General features: G+C 69.0%; 30 protein-coding genes. 4 read left to right on the forward strand and 26 right to left on the reverse strand.

Annotated elements, in window-relative coordinates; all coding sequences use genetic code 11:
* Positions 1-31: 31 nt before the first annotated feature.
* The 15 genes from LCF40_RS00415 to LCF40_RS00485 all read right to left on the reverse strand — a co-directional run bounded on the left by LCF40_RS00415 (position 32) and on the right by LCF40_RS00485 (position 14487).
* Complete coding sequence (locus tag LCF40_RS00415) at positions 32-1546, reverse strand: NADH-quinone oxidoreductase subunit N (RefSeq protein WP_224826971.1); 1515 nt, start codon at positions 1544-1546, stop codon at positions 32-34.
* Positions 1547-3073, reverse strand: coding sequence for a complex I subunit 4 family protein (locus LCF40_RS00420; protein ID WP_114578169.1), 1527 nt, complete (start codon positions 3071-3073; stop codon positions 1547-1549). It abuts the gene before it with no gap.
* On the reverse strand, positions 3070-5082 hold the full coding sequence (gene nuoL / locus LCF40_RS00425; protein WP_224826972.1) for an NADH-quinone oxidoreductase subunit L: 2013 nt from the start codon (positions 5080-5082) through the stop codon (positions 3070-3072). Before nuoL ends, LCF40_RS00420 begins: the two co-directional genes overlap by 4 nt.
* 4 nt (positions 5083-5086) lie before the next feature.
* Positions 5087-5392: an NADH-quinone oxidoreductase subunit NuoK gene (gene nuoK / locus LCF40_RS00430; protein WP_114578167.1), complete on the reverse strand. Its 306-nt coding sequence runs from the start codon at positions 5390-5392 to the stop codon at positions 5087-5089.
* Entirely contained in the window at positions 5389-5802 is a 414-nt protein-coding gene (locus LCF40_RS00435; protein WP_224826973.1) for a hypothetical protein, read from the reverse strand. Before LCF40_RS00435 ends, nuoK begins: the two co-directional genes overlap by 4 nt.
* Positions 5799-6068 (reverse strand): NADH-quinone oxidoreductase subunit J, encoded by a 270-nt coding sequence (locus LCF40_RS00440; protein WP_114578165.1) that lies wholly within the window; start codon positions 6066-6068, stop codon positions 5799-5801. The genes LCF40_RS00435 and LCF40_RS00440 overlap by 4 nt, the downstream gene beginning before the upstream one ends.
* Before the next feature lie 51 nt (positions 6069-6119).
* The gene (locus tag LCF40_RS00445; protein ID WP_114578164.1) at positions 6120-6581 is read right to left on the reverse strand and encodes a NuoI/complex I 23 kDa subunit family protein; all 462 of its coding nucleotides are present in this window, start codon (positions 6579-6581) and stop codon (positions 6120-6122) included.
* Positions 6578-7666, reverse strand: a complete 1089-nt coding sequence (locus LCF40_RS00450; protein WP_224826974.1) for a complex I subunit 1/NuoH family protein — start codon at positions 7664-7666, stop codon at positions 6578-6580. The genes LCF40_RS00445 and LCF40_RS00450 overlap by 4 nt, the downstream gene beginning before the upstream one ends.
* A complete protein-coding gene (locus tag LCF40_RS00455) occupies positions 7663-9312 on the reverse strand; it encodes an NADH-quinone oxidoreductase subunit D (protein WP_114578162.1) in 1650 nt (549 codons plus the stop codon). Before LCF40_RS00455 ends, LCF40_RS00450 begins: the two co-directional genes overlap by 4 nt.
* Positions 9309-10013, reverse strand: a complete 705-nt coding sequence (locus tag LCF40_RS00460; RefSeq protein WP_114578161.1) for an NADH-quinone oxidoreductase subunit B — start codon at positions 10011-10013, stop codon at positions 9309-9311. The genes LCF40_RS00455 and LCF40_RS00460 overlap by 4 nt, the downstream gene beginning before the upstream one ends.
* Positions 10006-10431, reverse strand: a complete 426-nt coding sequence (locus tag LCF40_RS00465; protein WP_114578160.1) for an NADH-quinone oxidoreductase subunit A — start codon at positions 10429-10431, stop codon at positions 10006-10008. Before LCF40_RS00465 ends, LCF40_RS00460 begins: the two co-directional genes overlap by 8 nt.
* Positions 10432-10541: 110 nt before the next feature.
* A complete protein-coding gene (locus tag LCF40_RS00470) occupies positions 10542-11171 on the reverse strand; it encodes an AIR carboxylase family protein (protein WP_224826975.1) in 630 nt (209 codons plus the stop codon).
* 68 nt (positions 11172-11239) lie between these two features.
* Positions 11240-11473 carry a hypothetical protein gene (locus tag LCF40_RS00475; RefSeq protein WP_114578158.1) on the reverse strand — a complete coding sequence of 78 codons (234 nt, stop codon included), beginning with the start codon at positions 11471-11473 and terminating at the stop codon, positions 11240-11242.
* A 4-nt stretch (positions 11474-11477) separates the two neighbouring features.
* The gene (locus LCF40_RS00480) at positions 11478-12722 is read right to left on the reverse strand and encodes a 5-(carboxyamino)imidazole ribonucleotide synthase (RefSeq protein WP_343230288.1); all 1245 of its coding nucleotides are present in this window, start codon (positions 12720-12722) and stop codon (positions 11478-11480) included.
* Entirely contained in the window at positions 12652-14487 is a 1836-nt protein-coding gene (locus LCF40_RS00485) for a flippase activity-associated protein Agl23 (RefSeq protein WP_224826977.1), read from the reverse strand. Before LCF40_RS00485 ends, LCF40_RS00480 begins: the two co-directional genes overlap by 71 nt.
* 101 nt (positions 14488-14588) lie before the next feature.
* On the opposite strand from LCF40_RS00485, the gene ribH reads away from it, so the two are divergent.
* Genes ribH through LCF40_RS00500 form a run of 3 tightly spaced genes read left to right on the forward strand, consistent with a single transcriptional unit; the run spans position 14589 to position 16469 of the window.
* On the forward strand, positions 14589-14999 hold the full coding sequence (gene ribH, locus LCF40_RS00490; protein ID WP_114578155.1) for a 6,7-dimethyl-8-ribityllumazine synthase: 411 nt from the start codon (positions 14589-14591) through the stop codon (positions 14997-14999).
* A gap of 1 nt (position 15000) precedes the next feature.
* Positions 15001-16149: a pyridoxal phosphate-dependent aminotransferase gene (locus LCF40_RS00495; RefSeq protein ID WP_114578154.1), complete on the forward strand. Its 1149-nt coding sequence runs from the start codon at positions 15001-15003 to the stop codon at positions 16147-16149.
* Between the two features lie 32 nt (positions 16150-16181).
* Entirely contained in the window at positions 16182-16469 is a 288-nt protein-coding gene (locus tag LCF40_RS00500; RefSeq protein ID WP_224826978.1) for a DUF7967 family protein, read from the forward strand.
* A gap of 11 nt (positions 16470-16480) precedes the next feature.
* On the opposite strand, the gene LCF40_RS00505 is transcribed toward LCF40_RS00500, so the two are convergent.
* From LCF40_RS00505 to LCF40_RS00540, 8 genes are all read right to left on the reverse strand, one after another.
* On the reverse strand, positions 16481-17074 hold the full coding sequence (locus LCF40_RS00505; protein WP_224826979.1) for an LURP-one-related family protein: 594 nt from the start codon (positions 17072-17074) through the stop codon (positions 16481-16483).
* Between the two features lie 109 nt (positions 17075-17183).
* The gene (locus LCF40_RS00510; RefSeq protein ID WP_224826980.1) at positions 17184-17912 is read right to left on the reverse strand and encodes a nucleoside phosphorylase; all 729 of its coding nucleotides are present in this window, start codon (positions 17910-17912) and stop codon (positions 17184-17186) included.
* 93 nt (positions 17913-18005) lie between these two features.
* Positions 18006-18308, reverse strand: coding sequence for a HalOD1 output domain-containing protein (locus LCF40_RS00515; protein ID WP_114578150.1), 303 nt, complete (start codon positions 18306-18308; stop codon positions 18006-18008).
* Positions 18309-18452: 144 nt separating this feature from the next.
* Positions 18453-19313 carry an ATP-dependent ribose-1-phosphate kinase gene (locus LCF40_RS00520; protein WP_224826981.1) on the reverse strand — a complete coding sequence of 287 codons (861 nt, stop codon included), beginning with the start codon at positions 19311-19313 and terminating at the stop codon, positions 18453-18455.
* A 51-nt stretch (positions 19314-19364) separates the two neighbouring features.
* On the reverse strand, positions 19365-20171 hold the full coding sequence (locus LCF40_RS00525; RefSeq protein ID WP_114578148.1) for a DUF63 family protein: 807 nt from the start codon (positions 20169-20171) through the stop codon (positions 19365-19367).
* 43 nt (positions 20172-20214) lie between these two features.
* A complete protein-coding gene (locus LCF40_RS00530) occupies positions 20215-20961 on the reverse strand; it encodes a 4-phosphopantoate--beta-alanine ligase (protein ID WP_224826982.1) in 747 nt (248 codons plus the stop codon).
* Between the two features lie 78 nt (positions 20962-21039).
* Positions 21040-21897, reverse strand: a complete 858-nt coding sequence (locus tag LCF40_RS00535; RefSeq protein WP_114578146.1) for a pantoate kinase — start codon at positions 21895-21897, stop codon at positions 21040-21042.
* Between the two features lie 63 nt (positions 21898-21960).
* Positions 21961-22509 (reverse strand): hypothetical protein, encoded by a 549-nt coding sequence (locus tag LCF40_RS00540; protein ID WP_224826983.1) that lies wholly within the window; start codon positions 22507-22509, stop codon positions 21961-21963.
* A gap of 181 nt (positions 22510-22690) precedes the next feature.
* On the opposite strand from LCF40_RS00540, the gene LCF40_RS00545 reads away from it, so the two are divergent.
* On the forward strand, positions 22691-22936 hold the full coding sequence (locus tag LCF40_RS00545; protein WP_224826984.1) for a hypothetical protein: 246 nt from the start codon (positions 22691-22693) through the stop codon (positions 22934-22936).
* 8 nt (positions 22937-22944) lie between these two features.
* Here LCF40_RS00545 and LCF40_RS00550 read toward each other — a convergent pair whose 3' ends face one another.
* From LCF40_RS00550 to LCF40_RS00560, 3 genes are all read right to left on the reverse strand, one after another.
* Positions 22945-23562 (reverse strand): SPW repeat protein, encoded by a 618-nt coding sequence (locus LCF40_RS00550; protein WP_224826985.1) that lies wholly within the window; start codon positions 23560-23562, stop codon positions 22945-22947.
* A gap of 74 nt (positions 23563-23636) precedes the next feature.
* Positions 23637-25007 (reverse strand): carboxypeptidase-like regulatory domain-containing protein, encoded by a 1371-nt coding sequence (locus LCF40_RS00555; protein ID WP_224826986.1) that lies wholly within the window; start codon positions 25005-25007, stop codon positions 23637-23639.
* Positions 25008-25069: 62 nt separating this feature from the next.
* Positions 25070-25834, reverse strand: a complete 765-nt coding sequence (locus tag LCF40_RS00560) for a PHP-associated domain-containing protein (protein WP_114578141.1) — start codon at positions 25832-25834, stop codon at positions 25070-25072.
* Positions 25835-25874: the final 40 nt, after the last annotated feature.

Here is a 25874-nt window from a genome sequence, read left to right on the forward strand (position 1 = left end):
TTACCCGCCACCGCGTTAAAACGTATCGCTCTCAGGGGCCGAGCGCGCTCGCCGCGGCGTAGGCGGCGTCGGCGACCGGGCCGAAGCCGGGCAGGACGAGGACGGTCATCACGCCCGCGAGCACGACCGCGACGTACAGCCCCGTCGGCTGGGTGAGCTGGCCCCGTCCGGCGACGGGGTCCTCGAACCAGACCGCTTTCACGAGCCGCGCGTAGTAGTACAGCGAGAGCGCGCTGTTGATCACGAGCGCGGCCGCGACCGCGAGCAGCCACGGGTTCCCCGAGGCGGTCTCGAGGATGCCCGTAAAGAGGAAGTACTTGCTGAAGAACCCGCCGAAGGGCGGAACCCCGGCGAGGCTGAACATGAAGACGGCCAGGGCCCCGCAGGCGACCGGCGCCTGCGAGGAGAGCCCGTTGTAGTCCTCGAAGGTCCGCCCGACGCCCCAGTACTCGGCCATCGCGACGAAGAGGAACGCGCCGGTGTTCATGAAGCCGTAGACGAACAGGTGCATCATCGCGGCCGCGAGGACGATCTGGCCGCCGTCGACCGCGAGGCCGGCAAGCCCGATCAGCGCGTAGCCCGCGTGGCCGACCGAGGAGTACGCCAGCATCCGTTTGACGTTCTCCTGGGTCGCCGCGGCGAAGTTGCCGACCGTCATCGTGACGATCGCGAGGACGACGAACGCCATCGTCCAGTCGAAGCCGATCTCGGTCATCGCCTCGAGGGGGAACGCGGTCGTGAAGATCCGGAACGCGATCACGAAGCCGGCGGCCTTCGAGGCCGAGGAAAGGAAGGCGGCGATTGGTGCGGGCGCGCCCTCGTAGGCCTCGGGCGCCCAGAAGTGGAAGGGGACGCTCGCGGTCTTGTAGGCGACCCCGCCGATCACCATCAGGACGCCGACGCCGAGCAGGCCGTCGAAGCCCTCGGCGCCGACGTTCTCGGCGACGGCCTCGAGCTGGAGGTGGCCGGTGGCGCCGTAGACCAGCGAGATGCCGTAGACGAAGATCGCCGACGACAGCGCCCCGATCAGGAAGTACTTCAGGCCGGCCTCGACGCTGCCCCGGTTGTCCTTCAGGATCGAGACCAGGGCGTAGGACGGTAGGCTCGCCAGCTCGAGGGCGATGAACACCGTCACGAGGCTGTTCGCCGTCGCCATCGTGGACATCCCGGTCGCCGCCAGCAGGACGAGCGAGTAGTACTCCGACTGGTAGACGTGCCCGCGGAGGTAGTCGTAGCTCGCGATCGAGATCAGGGCGGTGACGACCGCGACGATGACCATGAAGAAGAGCGCCATCTGATCGACGATCAGCTGGTCGCCGAAGAGGGCCAGCTCGCCGCGGCGGGCGGGGTCGCCGACGCCCGTGGTGATGAACCAGACGGCGACGGCGAGCGAGGCCAGCGAGCCGACCGTGGCGGTGCCCGCGAGCAGCGGCCGGTTGGTCGTGTCCGGGTCGATGCTGTCGATAACGAACAGCGCGAGCGCCGACAGCGCGAGCAGGAGCGTCGGTGCCAGCGCCATCCAACTCTCGAGTTGGACCAGTGCCATCTATGCACCACCTCCAAGCAGCGGATCGACGGCGTCGGTTATCATCTCGAAGATCAACTCCGGGGCGACACCGAGCGCGATGATCAGTCCCAGTAGGACGAACATCGGCGCGACGTCGTGAAGCGGCGCGGGGCCGACCTCGTAGTCGGTCTCGAGCCGGTAGGGCCCAAAGAGGGTCCGTTGCATCGCAAAGAGGAGATAGCCCGCGACGATCACGATGCCGAACATCGCGATCGCGGTAAAGAGGGGCGCGTAGTCGAGGAACTCCGAGCCGAAGGCGCCGTAGAATATGGCGAACTCGCCGTAGAAGCCCGACATGAGCGGCAGCCCCATGTAGCCGAACGCCCCCGCGATCAGGATGCCGACCGCGATCGGCATCCGGTCGGCAAGCCCGGACATGTCCGTGACCATCCGGGTGTGGGTCGCGTTGTAGACGACGCCGACGGACATGAACATCAGCCCCGAGATCAGCCCGTGGGAGACCATCTGGAAGGTCGCCCCGCCGATCCCGAACTGGGTGTAGGCGATCAGCCCGAGGATGACGTAGCCCATCGAGGAGACCGAGGAGTAGGCGACGATCCGTTTGAGGTCGGTCTGGGCGAGCGCGAGCAAGGCGCCGTAGATGACGCTGATGACCGCGATCGCCGCGATCGGGATCGCGAACGTCGAGATCACGTCCTCCGGGAACATCGTGAAGTTGAATCGCAGCAGGGCGTAGGTCCCCATCTTCAGGAGGACGCCCGCCAGCAGGACCGACGCCGGGGTGGGGGCCTCGACGTGGGCGTCGGGGAGCCAGGTGTGGAACGGAACCACCGGGACCTTCACCGCGAAGCCGAGGAACATCGCGACGAAGACGACCGACGAGAGCGTCGCGCCCTCGAGACCGGCGAACGCCTCCGGCCCGCCCGCCAACATCGCGTCGGTGATCTCGGGTAAGGCGAAGCTCGTGACGCCGTCGCCCAGCGAGAAGACGAGCGCGATGAACGCGCCGAACATCACGAGCGAGGCGACGTTCGTGTAGACGAAGAACTTGATCGCGGCGTACTTCCGGCGGGGGCCGCCCCAGATCCCGATCAGCAGGTACATCGGAATGAGCACGGCCTCCCAGAAGACGAACCAGACGAAGAAATCGAGCGCGGCGAAGACGCCGATCAGGTTCGCCTCGATGAACAGGATCAGCCCGTAGAACTGCGACTGGCGCTCGGCAATCGGCGTCCAGGAGCTCAGAATCGCGAGCGAACAGAGCACTGTGGTCAACGCCACGAGCGGCATGCTGATTCCGTCGAGTCCGACGAACCACGAGATCGAGTAGTCGCCGAGCGCGATCCACTCCATCCGGGACTCGAAGGCCAGATCGCCGTCGAGTAAGGCGTTGCCGCTGCCGTCGAAGGCGGTGAACATCCACAGGCTGAGTGCCGCGGGGACCAGACTGATCGCGAAGGCGAGCTTGCCCGCGATCCGGTCGGGCGCGACGAACGTCACGAGCGCGCCGAGCAGTGCGACTCCGATGAGCGACTCTAGTATCATACGAACCAGCCTCCGTTGATGCCGAAGATCACAAGCAGTGCGAGGAATCCGAGGACGAGCAGCGCCGCGTAGTTGGTGACGACGCCCGTCTGGAGGCGTTTCATCCGACCCGAGCCGAAGAGGCTCACGCTCGAGACGCCGTTTACCACGCCGTCGATGACGCTCTGGTCGAATCGATCGGCGGTCCGGGAGAACGGAAGCGTGAGGTCACGCGCGAGCCAGACCTGGTACTCGTCCTGGTAGTAGTTGTTCCCGAGGACCTCCCGGGCGCGCCCGAGCCGGCGGGTGTGTTCTTTGGGCTCGGGGACGTTGTACAGCGTCCAGGCGAGCCCGGCGCCGGCGAACGCGAGGCCGAGCGAGAGCGCCGCGCCGAGCAGCATCGTCAGCGTCTCCGAGCCGATGTAGCTCGTCTCGTGGCCCATTAACTCGTGGTACTCGTGGTAGGTCAACCCCTCGACGGCGCCGTACTCGCCGTCGAGCCAGTGTTCGAGGAACACGATCTCCGCGCCGGTGAGTTTCGCGATCGGTGCGAGGTTTACGATCCCCGCGACGACCGCGAGGACGCCGAGCACGATCAGGGGCAGTTTCACGGCGGCCCCGATCGGATGGGGGTCGCGTGCGGCTTCCGAGCGGGGCTCGCCGTGGAACGTGAGAAAGACCATCCTGAAGGTGTAAAAGCCGGTGAAGAAGACGGCGATCAGCCCCATCGCGTACGCGATCAGGAAGATCGGCTCCTCGAGCCCGAGGATGAGCGCGTCGTAGAGCACCTCGTCCTTGCTCCAGAAGCCCGAGAACGGGACGATGCCGGCGAGGGCGAGCGCGCCCGCGAGGAACGTGTAGTAGGCGACGGGCGCCTGGTCTTTCAGCCCGCCCATCTTCCACATGTCCTGTTCGTGGTGCATGAGGATGATGACCGCACCGGCACCGAGGAAGAGAAGCGCCTTGAAGAAGGCGTGGTTCATCAGGTGGAAGACGCCGGCGACGTAGCCGCCGACGCCCAGCCCGAGCATCATATACCCGTACTGGGAGATCGTCGAGTACGCCAGCACCTGCTTGATGTCGTCTTTGACGACGCCCATCGACGCCGCGAACAGTGCGGTGAAGCCGCCGACGAACGCGATGATCGCGAGCGCCGTCGGCGAGAGGGCGTAGAAGCCGTACATCCGCGCGACGAGGTAGACGCCGGCGGCGACCATCGTCGCCGCGTGGATCAGCGCCGACACCGTCGTCGGGCCCTCCATCGCGTCGGGGAGCCAGGTGTGTAGGGGAAACTGGGCGGACTTCCCGATCACGCCGCCCAGCACGAGCAGGCCGAGGATCGTGACCCACGTCTCGGCGCCGAAGCCGAAGAGGGTCTCGCCGCCGGAGATCGCCTCCTCGGCGGCGACCACGAAGGAGCTCTCGCCGGCAAACGAGAGGGTGCCAAAGGTCGCGGCGATCCCGACGACCCCGATCAGGAAGAAGTAGTCACCGAAGCGGGTGACCAGGAACGCCTTCTTTGCCGCCGACGATGCGGAAGGCGTCCGGAACCAGAAGCCGATCAGCAGGTACGAACAGAGGCCGACGAGCTCGAAGAACATGAAGGCCATAAGCAGGTTGTCGGCGTAGACGAACGCGAGCATGCTGAAGGTAAACAGCCCGAGTTCGGCGTAGTAGCGGGGCAGTCCGGTCTCGCCCTCCTCGTTCATATAGCCGAGGCTAAAGACGTGAACGAGCAGGGCGACCAGCGAGACGATCACGAGCATCAGCGCCGACAGCGGGTCGATCAGGATCCCGAAGTGGAAGGCGATCTCCTCGCCTGCGGCCCACTCGTAGAGTTCCTGATTGTAGACCTCGCCGCCCGCGACGGTCGCGAGCGCCCACAGAGAGAGCACCAGCGAGCCCGCGGTCGCGATGATCCCCGCGAACGCGCCTTTCTTCGGCATCGAGTCGCCGACGAGCAGTACGACCACGAACGCCGCAAGCGGGAGGGCGGCGATCGCCGGAGCGAGTTCGAACGCAGTTGCCATTCGTTTACCACCTCATCGCCGCGGGAACGGTGACGTCGATCCCCTCGAAGTTGCGATACAGTACGAGGATGATGCCGAGTCCGATGGCGACCTCCGCGGCCGCGAGCGCCATCGTGAACAGCGCGAACACCTGGCCGGTCAGGTTGCCGTGATAGAACGAGAACGCGATCAGGTTGATGTTCGCGGCGTTCAGCATGATCTCGACGGACATCAGGAACATGAGTGCGTTCTTCCGGGTCAGAACGCCGAACAGCCCGATACAGAACAGCGCGGCCGAGAGGAGCACGTAGTACTCGACGGCGACGGTCACTCTCCCTCACCTCGTTCGTCCTCGTGGAGTTCGCTGCCCCCGTCGGTCGCCGGCTGTGCCCCCGAGTCGCTTCCGCCCGAACTCGCGTACGGCGAGACGACCTCGCCGGCCTCCTCGCGCTTTGCGAGCACGAGCGAGGCGTCGAGTGCAGCGTCGAGAACGACCGCCATCAGGAAAAAGGAGACCAGGAAGTGTTCGGTGTCGCCGATCGCGCCCTCGCCGCTCTGGAGGGCGGTGAAATCGAGGAGGGCGTAGCCGACCTCGGCGGTAACCGAGATCCCGTCGGGGTAGCCGGCCATCCCCTCGAAGGGGGTGTTGAGAACGACCAGGGCGATGAGCCCGAAGAGGGCGACCGCGAGGACGCCCGGCAGCAGGTGACCGCCGACGCGCAGGCGCGGGCCGGTGGTCATTCACCGACCACCCGGGTCGGCGGCTCCTCGCGTTGGGTCAGCATGACGGCGAACGTGATGAGGATGAGCACGCCGCCGACGTAGACGAGGATCTGCATCATCGCGACGAACTCGGCGGCGAGCATCACGTAGTAGATCGCCACGCTCACCAGCGTGACCCCCAGCAGGAGTGCCGAGTGCCAGGGATCCTGCATCAACACGACCCCGATCGCGCTCGCCAGGGTGACGAACGCGAACAGCGCGAACGCGATCAGCTCGTATACCATTGGTGTTGTCTGGTCGGGTAGGGCCCTTGTAGATTTCGAGACGCGACGAGCTCACTGGTAGTCAACCGCACCTTCCCCCTCGCCGATCCAGCTCCCGCGATCGGGTTCGCGGGATTCCAGGGGATCGATGTCCTTGTACCACGGCACGGCCTTGAGCTGTTCTTTGTTGTAGACGAGGTCGTCTTTGGTGTCGCCGGTGAACTCGAAGTTCTGGGTGAGGATGATCGCGTCGACGGGACAGACCTCCTCGCAGAGCCGACAGTAGATACACTGGCCGATGTGGAGGTTGTACTGCTCGCCGTTTCGCTGGTCGTCGGTTACGATCTGGATCGTATCGTTCGGACAGACGTTCTCGCACTGGCGACACCAGATACACCGCTCCTGGCTGAACTTGTGGACGCCCCGAAAGCGAGGGGAGACGTCGGGGGTCGTCTCGGGGTACTCCACGGTGAAGGTGTTGCCGTCCAGTGCGTGTTTCATCGTCGTCGCCATGGATTTGAGCAGTCCGATCATGCTATCGCTCCCACGAGGATGGCCGTGAGCACCAGGTTGGCAAAGGACAGTACGAGCATGCCCTTCCAGCCGATCTCGATCAATTGGTCGATACGAACGCGGGGCAGCGCCGACCGGAACCACTGGGTCAACAGGAACACCGCCCAGATCTTGACGATGTACCAGACGATCCCCAGCGCCGCGGGACCGGGTCCGGCGGGTCCGCCGAGAAACAGCGTCGCGATGATCGCCCCGCCGAGGAAGATGTGGAGGAACTCCCCGAGGTAGATCAGGACGAAGTAGACCGACGAGTACTCGGTCTGGTAGCCCGCGACGATCTCGGTCGGCGCCTCGGGCGTGTCGAAGGGGTTTCGGCCCACTTCGGCCAGGTTCGCCGCGATGAACAGCCCGAACGCGAAGGGGTTGACGAACGCGTACCAGGAGGGAAGCGCGACCCCGCCGAGTTCGATCAGTGGTTCGGCCTGGACGGCGACGATCTCTGACAGTTGGAGGGTGCCCGCGAAGATCACCACGGACATTCCGGTTACGACGAGCGGGATCTCGTAGGCGACGTTCTGTGCGACCGCACGCAATCCGCCCATCAGCGAGTACTTGTTCGCCGAAGCGTAGCCGGCCATCACGAGCCCGATGCTGGCGATGCCCGAGACCGCAAAGAGGTAGACGACGCCGACCTCGGGGTCGGCGAGCTGGATCCCGCTTCCCATCGGGATCACGGCGAAACCGAGCATCGCCGAGCCGGCGACGACGATCGGCGCCAGGTCGTAGGCCGGCCGGTCGGCGTTCTCGGGAACGATGAGCTCCTTCGAGATCAGCCGGACCGCGTCGGCGACGATGATAAACAGGCCGAAGGGGCCGATCCGGTTGACCGCGATCCGATCGGTGAAGGCGGCGGTGATCTTCCGTTTGGCCCACGGACCGGCGACGGCGGTCATCGTCAACATGAGGGTGCCGACGAGGGCGGCGCCGAGAAGCGCGGCGATCGACTCGCCTGCGATGCCGAACTCGCCGAGGCCCGTGAGGTCGGCGATCCGCTCGGGGAGGAGGTAGGTCTCGCCGTCGGACTGCAGCGGGACGGGCCCCGTCATCGATCCACCTCGCCGAGGATGACGTCGAGGCTACCCAGGGAGGCGACCAGGTCGGGGACGTACTCGCCCTGGGACATCTCCGCGAGCGTCGAGAGGTTGTGGAAACAGGGGCTGCGGATCTTGAACCGGCCGGGGGTGTCGGTGCCGTCGGCGCGGATGTAGATCCCGAGTTCGCCCTTCGCGTTCTCGACTGCCTTGTAGGTCTCGGTGCCGGGATCGGGTTTGAGCGTCCGGGGGACGTTGCTCTGGATCTCGCGGTCGTCCTCGGGCCACTCCTCGAGCAGGTCGATACACTGCTCGACGATCTTCGCGGACTGTTCGACCTCCTGCATCCGGACGAGCACCCGCGAGTAGTTGTCCTTCCCGTCCTCGGTGACGACGTCCCACTCGAGTTCGGGGTAGTAGCCGTAGGGGTCGTCCCGCCGGAGGTCGTAGTCGATTCCCGAGCCGCGGGCGACCGGGCCCGTACAGCCGTACTGTTTGGCGATCTCCGGCTCCAAGATCCCGGTGTCGACACACCGGATCTGGAAGACCTCGTTGCCGGTCAGGAGGTCGTCGTACTCCTCTACTTTCGTCGGGAGGCCGTCGAGGAAGTCCCGCGTCTTCTCGAAGAACTCCTCGCGGGGTTCGGGGACGTCCCAGGCGACCCCGCCGAGCCGGAAGTAGTTGTACATCATCCGCTGGCCCGTGAGATCCTCGAGGATATCCTGGGCGAGTTCGCGATCGCGGAAGGCGTACTGGAAAATCGCGGTGAAGTCGCCGAAGACGTCCAGCGCGAACGTGCCGAGCGCGAGGAAGTGCCCCGCCATCCGGGAAAGCTCACAGCCCATCGTCCGGAGCACCTGTGCGTAGTCGGGGACCTCCAGGTCGGCGAGGTCCTCGGCGGCGCGGGCGTAGGCCCACTCGTTTGGCATGTTCGCCGTGTAGTCCCACCGGTCGGGGTAGGGCATGATCTGGTGACGGTAGGTGCCCTGCTCGCACATCTGTTCCTCACAGCGGTGGAGGTAGCCGATGTCGGGTTCGACGTCGGCGACCGTCTCGCCGTCGAGGACGGTCTTGACGTGGAGGACGCCGTGGGTCGCCGGGTGGTGGGGGCCGATGTTGAGGAACATCGTGTCCGTCTCGGCGTCCCGGTGGTCCTCCTGGAGGGGGTTTGCGTGTTCGGCCAGCGTCACTAGCTGGGGTTTGTCCTGGTCGTAGCTCAGGTCGAGGGGATGGCCCTGCCAGGTCTCCGGCAGGAGGATCCGGCGCGGGTCGGGGTGGCCTTCGTAGTCGATGCCGACGAGGTCGAACGCCTCCCGTTCGCCCCAGTCGGCCGAGCGGTAGACCGGTTCGGCGGTCTGGCTGACCGGCTCGTCGGTCGAGGTCGGCACGACGACACTTACCTCCTGGGTCGGGTCGTCGTACTTCTTCAGGTGGTAGATCGTCTCGTAGCGGTCCTCGTACTGCTGGGCGGTGACACACGAGAGGTGGTCGAAGCCCGCTTCGTCGCGCAGATCGAAGAGGACGTCCTGGACAGCGTCGGGCCGGACCACGAACGCCGGGGCGTTCTTGTGGTCGTCCGTCGAGAGGGCGCGGTCGCCGACCAGTCGCTCGAGTTCTGCCTCCTCGGTGACCGGGACGGTCCGCTCGAGCTCCGTGCTCATGGCGAATCAGCCCAGTTGTACCGCATGACGAGGTCCTCCTCGTCGATCTCGGCGGCGAGCTTGTCGATCAGCTCGTCGCGAGGGAGGTCGCCGAACTCCTCTAGCTCGTAGGGTTTGACGACGACGGGCGAGGTCTCGCCGTTTGCGACCCGCTCCTGGAGCTTCGCGACGCCGTAGATAAGCGCCTCGGGGCGGGGCGGACAGCCGGGGACGTGGATGTCGACTGGGATGATCTCTTCTGCGCCTTTGACGACGTTGTACCCCTCCTGGAAGGGGCCCCCGGAGATCGTACACGAGCCCATGCCGACGACGAACTTGGGCTCGGGCATCTGGTCGTAGACGCGCTTCATGCGGGGGCCGAACTTCGAGACGATGGTGCCGGGGACGATGATGACGTCGGCCTGGCGGGGGGAGGCCCGCGGGACGCCCGCGCCGAAGCGATCCAGATCGTGTTTGATCGCGTAGGTGTGCATCATCTCGATGCTACAGCAGGCGATCCCGAACTGCAGCATGAACATCGAGGAGCCCCGGACCCAGTTCATGAACTTGTCGAACTTGGTGAGGATAAACGGCGTCGAGCCGAACGCCTCCCGGAGCCTCGAGTTGAAGCGGTCGTCGACCCCCTCGCCCATGCGCGAGTCGCGGGTGTCCGTGGAGGGGGCGGTGCTGTCGTGGATCGCTTGGCGTGGTTGGTTACTCATGGTCGATCGGTCTGCGGTCGTAGTCGGTCCGTCTGCGGGCCGCGCGGGTCCACTCCACTGCGCCGTTTCGCCACGCCCACGCGAGTCCGACGAGCAGGATGGCGACGAACAACAACATCGGCCCGAGCGCGCTCACGAGCGAGATGTCCGGCGAGTCGAGGGCGGCCCGATAGACGACGGCCCACGGGAACAGCAGTACGGTCTCGATGTCGAAGACGAGAAAGAGAAGCGCGACCATGTAGTACTGGATGTTAAAGCGGATGCGGGTCCCGCCGGTGGGGACCTCGCCGCTCTCGTAGGTGGCCCGCTTGCTCGTCTCGGGGACACTCGGCCGGAGGAGGTACGACACCGCCATCATGCTAAGCGGGATCAGCAGTCCAACGAGCGCCAGTGCCCCGATGGCTATCCATTCGTTCATCGCGGTAACGTTCGGGCGTTGGAAACGCACCCATATAAGGGTGATTCTTCGCTCGCCGGCCGTTTTCGACCGACTGCGAGAGAATCGTCGGGAGCGACGGTCGGCGCCGGCTACTCCCGCTCGTAGTCGGCGACGCCGCCGTCGTGGAGCCGGCGGGAGGCCTCGCCGACCTCCCCTCTGAGACGGTCGTGGTAGGCGACCAGCCGGCGGCGGAGGTCGTCGTGTTCGCGCGCGAGGATCTGGGCAGCCGAGAGCGCGGCGTTGAACGACTTGCCCGCGTCGACCGCCGTCAGCGGCGCGCCCTGGGGCATCCCGATGACGCTGTCGACGGACTTCTCCTGGACGGGGACGCCGATCACCGGCAGGGGGTAGGCGATCGAGGCGGTCATGTTCGGGAGGTCGGCGGACTTCCCGCCCGCGCCCGCGATGATCACGTCAATCCCCCGCGCTTCGGCGGTCTCGGCGTAGGCGGCCATCAGGTCCGGGGTCCGGTGGGCGGAGGTGACGTACGTTTCGAACGTAAAGCGGTTTTCGGGTGGGTCCTCGAAGTCGGTCTGTTCGGCGAAGCCCAGCTCCGAGACGAGTGCGTCGTAGGCGCCCGGCCGGTCGCCGCCGGTCAGCATCGTCTCGAGGTCGGAGTCGCTGCCCATCACGATCCCGACGTCGGGGGTCTCCGCGGCGGGGCGGTCCCCGCCCGCCTCGTCGTGAAGCCGGTCGATCAACTCCTGAACTGCGGTCATGGACGCGGGTTGTGCGCCAGTTACAAAGAAGGGGGCGGGTTCGACTCGAGCCGACTCGTCAGTCCGCCTCACTCGGCCCGCCGCTTCGAGGAGGCCTTCAGGAGGACGAACAGGCCGAAGACGGTCCCGAACAGCCAGACCGGATCGGAAAAGAGGTCGGCGAGGAACGGCCCGGGGGACCGTCCGAGCGCAAGCGCGATCGCCGCGCCGCCCGCGACGAGGACGGCGAGGTAGCCGGCAGCGAGGACGACGACATCGCGGTCGATCGAACTGTCGTCCTCGCGGTCGGCGCGTTCCCTCATTGCCTCACTCGAAGGTCACCGCGTCCCGGAGTTCGCGGGCGGTCTCGAGTGCGTCCTCGACCTCCTCATCGGTGACGGCGACGTGGCCCATCTTCCGCAGCGGCCGGGCCTCGCGCTTGCCGTACCAGTGGAGGTCGGCCGTGGGGGTCTCGAGGATCCGGCCGATCCCCGAGAGCGCGGCCGGCCGCGGCTCGGAGACGTCGCCCAGCAGGTTGGTGGTGACCGTCGGCGAGCGGAGTTCGGTCGAGCCCAGCGGCCAGCCGAGAACGGCGCGAACGTGTTGCTCGAACTGCGAGCTTCGAGCGCCCTCGATCGTCCAGTGGCCCGAGTTGTGCGGGCGGGGTGCGATCTCGTTGAGCAGTATTTCGCCGTTGCTCGTTTCAAACAACTCGATCCCGTACACGCCCCGCCCCTCCATTACGGAGAGAACGTCCCCCGAGACCTCGCGGGCGCGTTCACGAATACGATCGTCAGTCCGCGCGGGAACGATCGTCTCCCGGAGGATCTCCTCGCGGTGGACGTTCTCGCCGATCGGGAACGCGGCGGTCTCGCCGTCGCCCTTGACCGCGATCACCGACAGCTCGCGCTCGAACTCGACGAACGACTCGACCATCGCCGGGCCGGCGACCGACTCGAGGGCCTCGGCTGCCTCGTTGGGCCCCTCGACGGGGACGTTCCCGCGGCCGTCGTAGCCCCCAGTTCGTGCCTTGAGCATCACCGGCGCGCCGTAGGCCTCGATCGCGTCGCGGATATCGTCGGCGTCCTCGACCGCCCGGAACGGCGGCACCGGGATCCCGCCCTCCTCGAGTTCCCGCTTCTGGACGAGTTTGTCGTGGATCGTCTCGAGCGTGGCGGGCTTCGGATGGACCGGCGTCCCCGTCTCCTCGCTGACCTCCGATAGCACCCGTTGGTCGGCGAGTTCGATCTCGAAGGTGAGCACGTCGGATAGTTCGGCGAGGTCGGCGATCGCCGCCCGGTCGTCGAACTCGGCGACGATCTGGTCGCGGGCGACCGCCCCAGCGGGCGCGTCCGGCGTCGGGTCGAGGACGACCAGTTCGACCCCGAGCGGGGCGGCGGCCTCGGCGAGCATCCGGCCCAGTTGGCCCCCGCCGACGACGCCGACAGTCGGTCCCGGCGTCCGTAACGTCGTCATGCGCGGCGCTTTCCCTTGCCGGAGGTTAAGGGTTCCCGTTCCCGCCGGTTTCGCTCGCTGCCGGGGTCCACTCGCCGGCGGGGTCGGCGTGGGCACGGACGGCGTCCTCTCGGAGGTAGAAGACGGTCTCGTCGCCGGGACTGCGCATCTCGACGGTCGTCCGGACGTAGCCCGCCATCGCCGGCAGCTCGCCGGCGCGGTCGGCGCGGATGACGACGGCGGCCGGCTCCTCGGCGAGCAGGGCGTCGAGTTCCTCCCGATCGTGGGCGCTCGCCGGCTCGGCGCCCGAACGCTCAACGTACCACGGCAGCGGGAGCCGCGAGTACCAGTTCCCGTTGTCCTCGACCTTGACGGGGCCGTCCTCGCCCTCCGTCCAGCGGTCGCCGACGGGCGGGCGGTGGGCCGCGCTCTCGTTGTCGATGGCGTACTCGCCGTAGTAGACGATCGGGCCGCCGGTCTCTTCGAGGACCGCCTCGAGATCCACCAGGGGCGCCCGCAACTCCTGGTTCGGCTGGGCGTACTGGACGACGTGATCGCCGTCGGTCCGGGTGTTCGTCGGGTCGAAGGCCGTGGCGCCGACGACGGCGACCGTCGAGGAGAGGAGGAGGACGACGACGGCGACCGCGAGGGCGGCGTCAATACCGGCCCGCCTTCCGCCGGTTCCGGCCCGGAGATCGCGGGCCGCGTCGAGGCCCGTCTCCAGAATCCAGCCGAGCGCGACGCCCGCGGGGATCGCGAGGGGGACGAGGACGTGGACGAGCGCCCAGGTCGCCCAGATGTCCATCGCGAGCGCGTAGCCGGGCAGGCTGACGAGTCCCCAGTAGGCAAACCCCATCACGATCGGCCGCGGGCGGTCGGCGAAATAGCGCTCGCCCAGCGTCCCGGCGACCGCGAGGACGCTGATCGCTGGCGCGTACTCGACGAGCGCCCCGAGAAAGCGGGGCAGATAGTCCGTGAGTCGCTCGACGATCGACTCCTCCCCGGACTTGCCGCCCCAGTCGGCGATCCCGCTCCAGAAGTCCGACAGGGCCCGCTCCGTGACCGCCGGGAGGAGACCGGGGCGAGAAGCGAGGCGTTCGAACCCGATGCCGGTTCCGGCCGTGCGGGGTGCGTAGAAGACGACGAGGACGGCGACGAACAGCGCCGTCGCCAGCAGGAGGTGGCCGGCGTAGCACCCGGCCCGTCGGCGGGCCTCGGCCGACCGGATGCGATCGCGTGCACGGGCGAACCGATCCCGGAGGAGGGCCCGCGTCGGCCGGGCGGCGTCCGGTCGGAAGAGCGCGGTGTCGAGTAAGAGCGCGCCGGCGCCGAGCCAGCAGACGACGTAGACGACGGCGTTCTCCTTGGTCGTGAACCCCAGCCCCGAACAGAGGGCCGCGGCGTAGAGGTAGCGCGTCCGTCCCGTGACCGACAGCCGCACCGCCATCCCGAGCGCGAACAGCATGAACGTCGCCACCAGCACGTCGTTTCGCATGAACCGCGAGTAGTAGACGAGGATCGGGGACGCGGCCAGCAGCGCGCCGACCGAGACGACCTCGAGGGGACGGAGATGGTCACGAAAGAGCCAGGCCGCGAGGGGAAGGAGGCCGCCGACGCCTGCGACCACCAGCCGCATCGCGAAGTCGGTCGGGCCGAGGAGGGCGAACACGAGGTCGTTGACGTGAATCAGGAACGGGCCGTGGACGATCGGGCGGTACTCCCAGAGCCCCGTCGCGCCGTACCGAAGGATATCGTAGCCGACACGACCCTCGTCCCAGTGAGCGACGCGCTCGCCGAGGAAGGCGAGGCGGACGGCCACCGCGAGGGCGGCGATCGCGAGCAGGGCGGGGAGGGTGTGGTCGTTGCGCGAGCCACGCGCCATCGTCCGTGCGTTCGCCGAGAGGGTCAAACGTGTTGTGTTCCCGATCGACCGCCGGAGCCGAGAGCGGTAGCTCTTTCATGCCCCCACGCGACGCTGGCGACATGCCCACGCTCGGCCTGGTGGTCGCCCGGTTCAACCGGTCGGTCACCGAGGAGATGGAAGAGCGGGCCCGCGAGGCCGCCGCCGATGCGGGCGCGGCGGTCGAGGAGACCGTCGCGGTCCCCGGCGTCTACGACGCGCCGCTCGCGGCCGACCGGCTGGCCCGCCGGGAGTCGATCGACGCGGTCGCCGTCGTCGGCGCCGTCGTCACCGGCGACACCGACCACGACCGGGTGATCGCCGACAGCACGGCGACCAGACTCTCCGACGTCTCCATCGAGCGTGACACGCCCGTCACCCTCGGCGTCACCGGTCCCGGCATGTCCGGCGCCGAGGCCCGCGAACGAATCGAGAAAGGCGGCGAGGCCGTCGAGAGCGCCCTCGCCCTCGTCGCCGAGTTGCCCGACCCCTGATATGACCATGGAATTCACCGACCGCCTGACCCGAGTCGAACCGTCCGCAACGCTCGCCGTCTCCGCGCTCGCGACCGAACTCGAGGCCGACGGCGCCGACGTCGTCGATCTCTCGGTCGGCGAGCCCGACTTCCCGACGCCCGAGACCGTCGTCGAGGCGGGGAAAGCGGCGATGGACGCCGGCCACACCGGCTACACCACCTCCGCGGGCATCCTCGAACTCCGCGAGGCGATTTCGGAAAAACTCGCCGACGACGGCCTCGATCACGGCCCCGAGGAGATCATCGTCACGCCCGGCGCCAAACAGGCGCTCTACGAGATCGTCCAGGCACTGATCGCCGACGGCGACGAAGTGACGCTGCTGGATCCCGCCTGGGTCTCCTATGAGGCGATGGTCGAGATGGCCGGCGGCTCGCTCTCGCGGGTCGACCTCTCCGAACACGATTTCCGGCTCGAACCCGCCCTGGAGGACCTCGCGGACGCGGTCTCCGACGATACCGAACTCCTGATCGTCAACTCGCCGTCGAACCCCACCGGCGCGGTGTACTCCGACGCGGCCCTGGAGGGCGTCCGGGACCTCGCAGTCGAACACGACGTCACGGTCATCAGCGACGAGATCTACAAGGAGATCACCTACGGCGTCGAGCCGACGAGCCTCGGCACGCTAGAGGGGATGGCCGACCGGACCATCACCGTCAACGGCTTCTCGAAGGCGTACTCGATGACCGGCTGGCGCCTTGGCTACTTCGCCGGTCCCGAAGCGCTGATCGACCAGGCGGGCAAACTCCACAGCCACTCGGTCTCCTCGGCGGTGAACTTCGTCCAGCACGCCGGGATCGAGGCCCTGGAGAACACCGACGACGCCGTCGCGGAGATGGTCGAGGCCTTCGAGGACCGTCGGGACCTCGTCGTCTCCCTGTTAGAGGAGGAGGGAGTGGACGTCGCCGTCCCCGACGGGGCGTTCTACATGATGCTCCCGGTCGAGGAGGACGACCAGGCGTGGTGCGAGAACGCCTTAGAGGACACCCACGTCGCGACCGTTCCCGGCAGCGCCTTCGGCACGCCCGGCTACGCCCGGATCTCCTACGCCGCGAGCGAGGACCGTCTCAGAGAGGGGATCGAACGCCTCGCCGACGGCGGCTACCTGTAGGCTATTTCCCGCCGGCTCCCCACTCTCGAGACATGGCACCCGAGGAGTCCGAGGAATCCGTTCGCGTCTGGCTCGTCGAGCGGACCTACTCCGACGACGAACAGAACATGATTATCCTCACCTACGCGACGACCGACGGCGAGCGCTACTTCCGGAAGGAGCGGGCGCTCACCTCGTTTACCGACGTCCGGGACACGACCGCCGCCGTTCTCGCCGACCCCGGCGATCTCGGGAGCGTGGACGACCCCGACCTCGAAGCGCGGTACGCCGCCGAGGCCGAACGGATGGCCGAGGCCCACGATCCCGATGACGTCATCTAACCGAACCGCGTTCAGTTCCCCTGGATCGCGTCGATGACCATCGCCCCGACCACGACGGGATCGGTCGGAACCGAACCGGGGTCGTCGATCTCGATCTCGTACCGGTCGAGGATCGAGAACTCGCCCGTGATGGTGCCGACGGGATCGCCGTCCGGATCGGTTATCTCGTACTCGTGGGCGATCCACTGGCCGAACGGGAGCACCGTCCGGCCCACGGTGACGAGGGCTCCACGCGAGTCGATCTCCGCGAGCAGGGAGCCGTCGTCGGGGTCGCGGATCCGCCAGGTGTCCTGCAGGAGCGAGAGGTCGTTGTCCAGGACGACGACGTCCTCCCCGGTCCGGCCGTCCGTCAGGAGGTAGTCGCCCGCGACGTCCCACGTCCCGCTGGCTTTCACGGTGGCGATCTCGTTCCCGCCGGTATCGACGAGCGGGAACTCCGATTCGTCCTGGTACATGTTGTATACGCCACTGAACAGGGTGTCGCCGGCGGCGTCACTGGCTTCGTACTCGGGCCGAAAGTTCTCGTCCTGTCCCGTCTGTTCGACCGTGTACCGGCTCCCTGAGAGATCGAGCGCACTGATCTCGTACTTCCGTTCAGGTGTCATTTCCGGGTCGTTGGCGCGTGGGGCCCTTAATTTCATGCGAGTCGCGAGCCCGCCTCGCGGAGAGTACCGGGTGCCGGGAACCCGGTCGTCGCCGGGTTGGTCCGCTCTACTAAAGCTTCGTCGCCGCCTCGAGTGCGGCCCCGATCGCCCGGCCGACGCCGTCGCTGGCTTCCTCGGGAAGTTCCGCCTCGTCGTCGCCGGTCCCCTTCTGGGTGCCCGCGACGAGGTTGCCGTCGGCCGCACAGATCGCCCCCGCCGCGAGCCCCCGGCGCCGGGCGAGCGTAAACAGCGCAGCGGCCTCCATCTCGACGGCGAGCAATCCCGCCTCCTCCCACGCGTCGAGCCCCGGCTCCCGCTCGAAGTAGAAGGCGTCGTCGGAGACGATCGGGCCGACGTGGGCGGGCCCGTCGCCGCCTTCGGCGGCCGAGACGAGCGCCGAGAGCACTCCGTGGTCGGGCACCGCGGGGAACTCGACGGGTTCGTATCTCCGGGTTGTGCCCTCCTGTTTTGCGGCGCCGGTCGCGACGACGAGGTCGCCGATCCCGACCTCTTCTTGGAGCGCCCCCGTCGTCCCGACGCGGATCGCGGTCTCGACGCCGGCGCGGGCGAGTTCCTCGATCGCGATCGTCGCCGAGGGACAGCCGATGCCTGTCGAACAGATCGAAAGCTCGCGGCCCTCGTAGTTCGCGTTGACCACCTTGTACTCGCGGTTTCGGGCGACGGTCTCGGCGTCCGTACAGCGGCCGGCGATGCGGTCGACGCGACCGGGGTCTCCCGGGAGGAGTACGAGGTCGTTGACGTCGCCGTCGTCGACCTGCAGGTGTGGCTGGGATGGCATCGTCCTCCTCTGGGACCTGTGGGTGAAAAACCCGCACGATCTCGGGCGATCCCGGGCGGTCCCGTTCGGTCTCGGCGTGGCTCGGAGTCCGTCTCAGTCGGCCGGGTAGACGTGGACGCTGTCGGGTCGGACGACCACCGTCGCCGATCCGACGGTGAACCGGACCTCGCCGTCGCCCCGCCGGCGCCCGTCGTAGCGGTCGGCAAAGAGGGCGTCGAGGGCTTCGGGATCGACGTACTCGTAGAGCCGAACGCTGGCGTCGTGGACGTCCTCGCCGCGGTAGTCGGCGATGGCCGTCGCGGCGGCGACGCTCGGCGGTTCGCTTTCGTCCCGGTCGTATCTGACGGGATGGCCTCCGTCCCCGAACTCGGAGCCACCTGTAGCTTGTCTACTCATGCTCTCTTTGCGCCCCGTGGCGCATGCCCGACACGCCAACGGCCCATAGTATATAGGTACCGTCAGACAACACCGACTGAGAACGGCGCCGCCGCTGGCGAGCGGGGCTTCCGGCTACCACGAACGATACTAAATCGCTGCCGGTCAGTTTCGCGCGTCGAGAAACCGCTCGAGTCGGGCGCGGTCGGGCCCCGTCTGGGCGCCCTCGCTGGTCGTCGCCATCGCACCACAGGCGTTGCCGTACGCGAGGGCTCGTTTCTCGCAGGCTCCCTCAAGGGTCGCCGCGAGAAAGCCGGCGGCGAAGGCGTCGCCCGCGCCGGTCGTATCGACCGTGTCGACGGCGAACCCGGGATGGTGTCGGCGTCCCTCCGCGGTTCGCAACTCGGCGCCGTCGGCGCCGTCGGTGACGACGAGCGCGTAGTCGCCGTCCTCGGGCAGCGACTCGGCCTCGCGGGCGGTCGCGAAGACGGTGTCGACGTGGGCGAAGACGCCGTCGTAGGTCCGCTCGCCGACCCGCCGGCCGGGATCGAAGCTCACCCCCACCCCGGCCTCGCTCGCGACCCGTGCGATGCGGGCGGCTGTCGCGGGCCGCTGGCTCGTGAGGTGGACGTGGCCGGCCCGCCGGACGCGTTCGGGATCGACGTCGCCGGGCTCGATCGCCTCGTTGACGCCGTCGGTGCCCAGCAGGGCGACCTCGCCGCGGTCGTCGACGAGGACGTGCTTGACGGCGGTCGGACCCTCGGGGGCCTCCCGTAGCCCCGCGGTCGAAACCCCCTCTCGTTCTAGGGTGGCCGCCGCGCGGGCCCCCGCCTCGTCGGTGCCGACGCTCCCCACGATCCCCGCGGGAACCGAGAGCCGCGAGAGCGAGACGGCGACGTTCGCGGCGCTGCCCCCACACGAGCGGTCGAACGACCGGATCGCGGACTCGGCGTCGGGCTCGGGGAGCCGGTCGACGCGGACGATCACGTCACAGTTGACGTGGCCGGCGGCCAGTACGGGACCCACTGTTCTCGGGCGGGATGCGGGCCGGGCGCAAAACGCTGACGGTTCCCCACCTCAGGCGACCAGAAAGAGGACGAGGTTGTGGAAGCCGGGGCCGAGGCCGACCGCGGCCACGAACGCCAGCACGAGCCGCGCCTGATCGGGCTCCTCGCGGACGTACTCCGTAAAGAGGTAGACGATTGAAGCCGACAGCGCGACCTTCACGAGAGCGAACGGCCAGCCGGCCCCGAGGTACGCCGCGGTCGGCAGCGCCTCGCCGACCCCGAGGATGATCCGGGAGGCGGGCACCGTCTCGGCGACCCCCAGATGGTCGTAGCCGACGGCGGTCGTTACCCCATCCAGGGTGTGTCCGAAGACGACGAGCGCGCCCGTCGCTCGGGTGACGGCGATGGTCTCTCCGGAGAGGGCCCCGACGGCGGCCCACGCGAGGGCGGTGACGATCACCGTGGCCACCAGCGCGACCGCCGGCCAGAACGGCTCGATCGAGCCCGCGCCGGCGCCGAAGGAGACGGCGACGGCGACGGCCGCGGCGAGGGTGAGCAGTCCGATCAGGCCGACCGGCCGGGCGGGCGAACTCGAGGAGACGACGGCGGCGAGCCAGACCAGGGCCGCGATCGCGGCGACCGTCAGGTAGACCGTCGGCGCGCCGACGAAGGGGGTGATCCAGTCGGGGAGCCCGCCGATCCCCTCGAGGACGTACAGCGTCGAGCCGACCATCATCCAGGGCGCCAAAGCGAGGACGAGCCCGTCGGTCACCCGGGCCCGGAGGCGCCACAGCGCCGCGCCGGCGCCCGCGAGGACGGCGACGAGGGGCGCTAGGACGTACCACGCCGGGAGGACGAACTCGTCGGGAACGACCATATCCGAAAGCGAGAGGGCAGCGACTAACACCTTCCGATCCCGCTCAGAACTCCCCCTCCCGGATCGCCCGCTCGGCGGCCGCGAGCGCCTCGTCGGGGTCGAACGCCGCTGCGATCCGCTCCAGCTCCCCGTCGTCGGCCCCCGCGAGCTCGCGGGCGTGGGCGGTCATCGCCGGCAGCGCACGGACGACGTTGTCGACGATCGGGACGTCCGCGACCCGTGCCGTCCGCGAGCCGGGGTTGAGATCGATCGCGACCACGACTTTCCCCATCGCCGCCAGCGCCTCGGCCCGGTCGCCGTCCTCCAGGGGAACGAGGACGGCATCGGCCGCGCCGATCCCGTCGGCGTCGACCGTCGCGCGCTCGTGGTCAAGTCCCGGGATCCGGCCGTCCGCGGTCAGTCCCTTCACGTCCGCCGCGCCGTGCTCGCGGAGGTGCTCCTCGATCGCTTCCATCCGCTCGTCGGTCCGGTTGAAGAGGTTGACCTCGAGGGCGGCGCTGACCGCGTCGGCGAGTTCGACCGTTTCTCCGGGTGCGAGCGCGGCGACGTTGCCGTTGACCGAGACGACGGGGTGGTCGGCGGCCAGCAGGCGGGCGACCCCCGCGCGGGCCGCCCGGTCGGCCGTCGGGATCGTCTCCTCGCCCAGCAGGTAGTCGAAGGCCTCGCCTCTCCCCTGGGCGATCAGCCCCTGGCGGCTCGTGATCCCCCGATCGACCCCCGCCTCGATCCGGTGGCGGGTCACGAGCGACTCGTAGCGGGGGTGGTCCTCGGGAAGCGCCGACTCGTCCATCGGTCCCCGCTCGGCGGGGGGCGGAAAAAAGGCCGACGGTTCCGCGGCCCGGGATCGGCTCCCGGAGCCGGGCCCCGCTCACCCCTCCAGCGTCGCCCCCGCCGGATCGATCGCACAGACCGCGGGGTCGTAGCCCGCGTCGGTGAGACCGGTGCCGACGGCGAAGGCGGTGTCGCCGAGCATCGCCATCGACGCCTGGCCGCCCTCAGCGGCGACGGCCTCGATCGCCTCGCGCGCCTCGGGGGTGAGCAGGTCGGCCTCGCGGGCGAACCGCCGGGAGGCGTGGATCACGGAGGACAGCGTCGGCTCCGAGACCACCCGCGAGAGGGCCCGCTTGCCGGCCTCGGTCAGCCGGTCTGTCTCGCCGGCGAGCACGTCCGCTGTCGAGCGCTCGCCGAAGGTCACGTACTCCACACGCGCGCGCGCCGGGACGGCGTCGATCGAGTTGACCGCGGGCGCGCCGGGCTCGAGCCGGATCGGGACCCCGCCGCGGGCCTGGGCGACGACGTCTCCGAGCCCCGTGCCCGCCCGAACGTCGGCAGCGTGGGCGATCGTCACCAGCTCGTTCTCCGAGAGCCGGCGGTCGAACGCGGCGTTCGCCGCGAGCGCGGTGCCGAGCGCCATCGCCCCCGAGACGCCGAAGCCGGCGCCCAGCGGGAGGTCGGCGTCGATCTCGAGGCGGACGCCCGCATCGAGCTCGAGGGTCTCGAGGACCGTCTCCACGGCGTCGATCGACCCGGGCGACATGCGTTGGCGGTCGCCGCCGGCGTCCTCGAGGACGACCGCCGTCTTCCCGTCGGCGGGCTCGACCGTCACTCCCACGCCGTCGGTGAGCGCGAGCCCGGCACCCCGCGAGCCCGCTTCGGTCGGGTCCTCCGCGGGGTGGGCGCTAAAGAACCCCGTCACGTGGCCCGGGACGAACGCCGTCGCCTGCATGGGTCGGCGTTCCCGCCGACCCCGTATAAACGGTGGAGGTTCGGCGCTCGCGGCCGGCTCGGGTCAGCTAAAGCCCCGGCCGACGCCGTCCTCCTCGACCAACTCGTCGAGCTCGGCCGAGAGCAGCCTGTCGGCCTCCTCGAACCGTTCGGATAGCTCGCCGAGTTCGTCGGGCCGGTCGTACTGGTCGTAGGCCATCGGGCCGAACGCGGGGCTCTCCATCGCCTCCATCACGTCGTCGAACATGTCTCCCGGCGTCGTCGGCGCGTCGGCGTGGGCCCGGACGACCTCCTCGACCCGGCTGGCCTGCTCGCTGGCGTGGTCCTCGTCCTCGGGGGCCGACCGGACCGCAAAGCGTCCCGTCCCCTCCTCGGGGAGGAAGCTCCCGATCTCGTCGTCGAGCGAGCGTGCGACCCGGCTCCCGACGCCTCTGACCTCGTAGGGGTTCTTCGCGTAGGTCTTCAGGAAGAAGACGCCCGCGGCCGGGTGCGCGAGGTAGAGGTCCTCGCCGACCCCGCCCGAACGGTCGCCGGCGACGGCCCGCCAGTCGTCGGCAGCAACGTCGCGCTCGGTCACGTCGGCGACGACGTCCTGCCAGTCACGGATCCGCATACCCGGAGTTGCGAGCCGACCGGAAAGAACGTATCGGTCATCGGGTCGGAGGAAACGATGTCACGATCGACCGTACCGACGGGCCACGATCGCCGGTCCACTGACTTCCCTCCGACCCTATTGGTCCACGGGCCGCGCCCGAACCGAAACGGCTACGGGTGAGCCCTCGACAGGGAGGGCGATGTCAACGACGGAGCGCCACCCGACCCTCGCGCCCTTTCTCGCCGCGCCCGCTCGCGGTCTTTTGCTCTCGGTCGCCCCGCTCGCGCTCGCGGCCGCCCAGCTCGCCAACAGCTACGCCAATGACCTCCCGGCCGCGGTCGCCGTCGGCTTCGCCGCCGCGATGGTCGCGTTCGCGGTCGTCGCGACGCGCCACCACGCCGCCGAGTGGCGACTGAACCGGCTCGAGGGGACGTTCGGGGAGTAAACTCGCGATTACCGTACGCCTGCCTCCCCGGCGAGGTCGGCACGCGCCTCGCGGGATTCATAGAGGACGTACCCCGAGAGGACGGCGACGAGCAGCCCCGCCACGGCCGTCGACCAGGCGGCGCCGCCGGCGAGCCCGAGGGCGGCGACGGCGACGATCAGCCAGATCCCCAGCAGGGCGACGAGACCGGCGACGCCGAGGGTCGGCGGATGGCCGGTCAGTCCCCGGTAGTACTCGTAGCCGGCCCCGAGGAAGATCACGGCGCCGACGAGGACGTTGTTCCAGAGCGCGGCCGCTCCCATCCCGTAGCCGAACGCCGAGACGGCGACCCAGGCGCCCAGAAGGGCGGCGACCCCGCTCGCGATCCGCCCCGTTCGACGCCGGTCGGTCGCGGGTCGCTCTCGGCTCCCTCCTCGGTCCCCCCGCCTTCCGCGCTCCCGATCGGGCGCGATCGGCTCCCCGTCGGGCTGTGGGCCCGGCGTCGGCCCGGACCGGTCGTCCCGTTCGGCTCCGACGTCGCTGTCGGCGCGGTCGTCCTCGCGTTCGTCGTACCCGAACTCGCCGTCAGCGGGCTCGTCCACGCGCTCGTCGGTACCGGTCCGCTCGCCGGTGTCGTCGTTTGCCATGTCCGGGGCTCCGGCGTGACCACTGAAAAACGCCGCCGACCGTTTCACGCCTCCATCGACCCCTTCCGGAGTAATCACGCGTTGGAACCGACCGGCCGGAGCCCGCAGTCCCCCGCCTCGTCGAGCGCTTCCTCGGCGGCCTCGACGTACTCCTCCTCCCGTCCTCCGTCGCCCGATCGTGCCGCGTCGGCCGCCCAGTAGTAGCGATCGGCCGCCCTCGCCATCGCCGCGGCCGTACAGTCGATCGCCGCGATCGCGCCGGCGAACGCCGACGACTCCGGAGGCTCGAACCCGGCCCGAACGTCCTCGAACGCCTCCCGGCTCGTCTCGAACGACGAGCGAGCCGTCACATACGCCCCGCGCTCGAACACCTCGTGGCTCTCCCCGAAGCGCTCCTCGGCCGAAAGCAGTCCCTCGACGGTCCCGGCGATCTCCCCGGCGGCCCGGTCGTCGGCCACGAGGGAGGACCGCCGCTCGTCGACCCACGACCAGTCGACCGCCTCGACGGAGTCGAGGTCGCCTTCGGCCGCCTCAGCCGCCTCCTCGATCGCCCCGATCCGTCCGGCTCCCGACTCCAGTTCGCGGGCGACGTCCTCGGCGACGTAGGTCGCCCGGTCGTCCTCGCCCTCCCCGAGCGCCTCGAGCAGGCGGTCGACCGATCGGGCGATCCCGTGGAGCCACGGCTGGCCTTCGAGCAGGGTTCGGACGAACGCGACGGCGGATTCGATCGCCGACAGCGTGGCTTCCTGGTCGTCGGTCGCCTCGAACTCCCGGGCGTCGGCGACGGCGAGGCGCGCCGCCGAGAGCCGGTCGGCGATCGGTCGGGTCGAGAGCTCGTCGGTGGCGTCGAGGACGTCCCCGCTCTGGTCGTCGAGGTCGGCGACCGCCGCCGAGAGCTCCGACTGCGCCCGGTCGATTGCCTCGGCCGCGCGTTCGGCCTCGGTCGGCTCGATCCTGAGGATCACCCGGGCGTCGCCCGAAAGCTCGACGTCCTCGACTGTCTGGCGGTCGCCGGCGATCGCCCCGGCCTGGTAGCTCCCCTCGGGCAGGGTCGCCTCGGCGGCGCCGCTCCCGTCGGTCGTCGCCCGGTCGGCGCCCTCGAAGGCGTCGATCGGCTCGCCGTTCTCGGCGACGGCGACGGTCGCGCCCTCGATCGGTTCGCCCTCGGCGTCGATCACGAGGACTACCAGCTCGTACTCCGGCGGCTCGTCGGACTCGTTCCCGGTCGCTTCTGGACTCTCGTTACCGGTTTCGTTCGCCGTCTCGTTTTCGTCCCCGCCGATCGTCGTCGCGTTCCCGTCTTCGGCCGTGTCATCCGCCGAGTTCCCGCCGTCGGGCGTGTCGTCCGTCTGAGTGGCGTCCTCGTCGGCGTCGTCACTCCCGTCGCCCGAACAGCCCGCGAGCGCGGCCGCCGCGCCGGCGGCGAGCACCGCCCGACGCTTCATGGCCCTATTCCGGCACGAGCGGTGATAAATGTAAAGCCGGCTCTTCTCCAGACTGGCGCCGGTCAGTAGACGGCGACGTCATCGAACGCCCCGCCGTAGGCGATGTGGTCGGGGTGGGTCGGCTCCATTCCCTTCAGGAACAGCCGCTCGATCTTCTCCCAGCTGTTCTCCCAGCCGAGGTGGCCGAGCTCCCGGGCCGTCGTCGCCCACCGGCCGACGCCCGTCTCGTGGACGACCCGGCGGGGCGCGTCGTCGTGAAACGCCTCGACCAGCCCCTCGGCGCCGTCGATCGCGCGGTCGAAGGCGGTGTAGGCGATCCCGACCGTCGAGGGCAGGTGGGCGTACGAGGAGCCGAAGGGGGGGTAGTCGAAGGCGTCGGCGATCGCCCGAGCCCGGCGGTTGTGCCGGGGGAGGTGCTTCGGGTTGTAGACCTCGATCGCGTCGACGGTCTCGCGATGGCGCGCCAGCTCCTCCCGGCCCAGACTCACCGTGGCGAACTCCGGGTGAGGCGCGAGAACGGCGGCGCCCTGGCGCTCGAGTTCGGCCATCGCGGCGTCGAGCGTAATGAAGTCGGGGACGGGTTCGCGGAGTCCGATCGCCAGCACGTGCTTCCGGTCGGCGACCGACCCCGTAAACACCTCGCGGGCGGGGATCACGAGCAGGTCGTCGCTCGAGTACGCCGCCGCGGCGGCCCGGATCTCCGGAAGGCGGGTGAAGTGGGGGGCGTAGACGATCGCGTCGAGGCCGGCGCCGATCGCCCGCTCGACGACCCGGTCGGTGAGGACCTTCACGTGGGGATCGACCCGGAACTCGTCGCGTTCGGACACGGAGTGGCGTTTCGCCACCGCCGAGTTATGGGTTCCTATT

This window comes from Saliphagus infecundisoli (assembly GCF_020177375.1).
Taxonomy (GTDB): domain Archaea; phylum Halobacteriota; class Halobacteria; order Halobacteriales; family Natrialbaceae; genus Saliphagus; species Saliphagus infecundisoli.

What these genes read in the sequence shown, in the direction of transcription:
- LCF40_RS00540 (WP_224826983.1), bottom strand. Translation starts at nt 22,509, where the DNA reads ATGCGGATCCGTGACTGGCAGGACGTCGTCGCCGACGTGACCGAGCGC.
- LCF40_RS00500 (WP_224826978.1), top strand. Translation starts at nt 16,182, where the DNA reads ATGGCACCCGAGGAGTCCGAGGAATCCGTTCGCGTCTGGCTCGTCGAG.
- LCF40_RS00545 (WP_224826984.1), top strand. Translation starts at nt 22,691, where the DNA reads ATGTCAACGACGGAGCGCCACCCGACCCTCGCGCCCTTTCTCGCCGCG.
- LCF40_RS00505 (WP_224826979.1), bottom strand. Translation starts at nt 17,074, where the DNA reads ATGACACCTGAACGGAAGTACGAGATCAGTGCGCTCGATCTCTCAGGG.
- LCF40_RS00555 (WP_224826986.1), bottom strand. Translation starts at nt 25,007, where the DNA reads ATGAAGCGTCGGGCGGTGCTCGCCGCCGGCGCGGCGGCCGCGCTCGCG.
- LCF40_RS00420 (WP_114578169.1), bottom strand. Translation starts at nt 3,073, where the DNA reads ATGATACTAGAGTCGCTCATCGGAGTCGCACTGCTCGGCGCGCTCGTG.
- LCF40_RS00415 (WP_224826971.1), bottom strand. Translation starts at nt 1,546, where the DNA reads ATGGCACTGGTCCAACTCGAGAGTTGGATGGCGCTGGCACCGACGCTC.
- LCF40_RS00525 (WP_114578148.1), bottom strand. Translation starts at nt 20,171, where the DNA reads ATGGTCGTTCCCGACGAGTTCGTCCTCCCGGCGTGGTACGTCCTAGCG.
- LCF40_RS00475 (WP_114578158.1), bottom strand. Translation starts at nt 11,473, where the DNA reads ATGAGGGAACGCGCCGACCGCGAGGACGACAGTTCGATCGACCGCGAT.
- LCF40_RS00530 (WP_224826982.1), bottom strand. Translation starts at nt 20,961, where the DNA reads ATGGACGAGTCGGCGCTTCCCGAGGACCACCCCCGCTACGAGTCGCTC.
- LCF40_RS00450 (WP_224826974.1), bottom strand. Translation starts at nt 7,666, where the DNA reads ATGACGGGGCCCGTCCCGCTGCAGTCCGACGGCGAGACCTACCTCCTC.
- LCF40_RS00510 (WP_224826980.1), bottom strand. Translation starts at nt 17,912, where the DNA reads ATGCCATCCCAGCCACACCTGCAGGTCGACGACGGCGACGTCAACGAC.
- LCF40_RS00460 (WP_114578161.1), bottom strand. Translation starts at nt 10,013, where the DNA reads ATGAGTAACCAACCACGCCAAGCGATCCACGACAGCACCGCCCCCTCC.
- LCF40_RS00435 (WP_224826973.1), bottom strand. Translation starts at nt 5,802, where the DNA reads ATGACCACCGGCCCGCGCCTGCGCGTCGGCGGTCACCTGCTGCCGGGC.
- LCF40_RS00470 (WP_224826975.1), bottom strand. Translation starts at nt 11,171, where the DNA reads ATGACCGCAGTTCAGGAGTTGATCGACCGGCTTCACGACGAGGCGGGC.
- LCF40_RS00465 (WP_114578160.1), bottom strand. Translation starts at nt 10,431, where the DNA reads ATGAACGAATGGATAGCCATCGGGGCACTGGCGCTCGTTGGACTGCTG.
- LCF40_RS00455 (WP_114578162.1), bottom strand. Translation starts at nt 9,312, where the DNA reads ATGAGCACGGAGCTCGAGCGGACCGTCCCGGTCACCGAGGAGGCAGAA.
- LCF40_RS00445 (WP_114578164.1), bottom strand. Translation starts at nt 6,581, where the DNA reads ATGATCGGACTGCTCAAATCCATGGCGACGACGATGAAACACGCACTG.
- LCF40_RS00440 (WP_114578165.1), bottom strand. Translation starts at nt 6,068, where the DNA reads ATGGTATACGAGCTGATCGCGTTCGCGCTGTTCGCGTTCGTCACCCTG.
- ribH (WP_114578155.1), top strand. Translation starts at nt 14,589, where the DNA reads ATGCCCACGCTCGGCCTGGTGGTCGCCCGGTTCAACCGGTCGGTCACC.
- LCF40_RS00485 (WP_224826977.1), bottom strand. Translation starts at nt 14,487, where the DNA reads ATGGCGCGTGGCTCGCGCAACGACCACACCCTCCCCGCCCTGCTCGCG.
- LCF40_RS00495 (WP_114578154.1), top strand. Translation starts at nt 15,001, where the DNA reads ATGACCATGGAATTCACCGACCGCCTGACCCGAGTCGAACCGTCCGCA.
- LCF40_RS00550 (WP_224826985.1), bottom strand. Translation starts at nt 23,562, where the DNA reads ATGGCAAACGACGACACCGGCGAGCGGACCGGTACCGACGAGCGCGTG.
- LCF40_RS00515 (WP_114578150.1), bottom strand. Translation starts at nt 18,308, where the DNA reads ATGAGTAGACAAGCTACAGGTGGCTCCGAGTTCGGGGACGGAGGCCAT.
- LCF40_RS00535 (WP_114578146.1), bottom strand. Translation starts at nt 21,897, where the DNA reads ATGCAGGCGACGGCGTTCGTCCCGGGCCACGTGACGGGGTTCTTTAGC.
- nuoL (WP_224826972.1), bottom strand. Translation starts at nt 5,082, where the DNA reads ATGGCAACTGCGTTCGAACTCGCTCCGGCGATCGCCGCCCTCCCGCTT.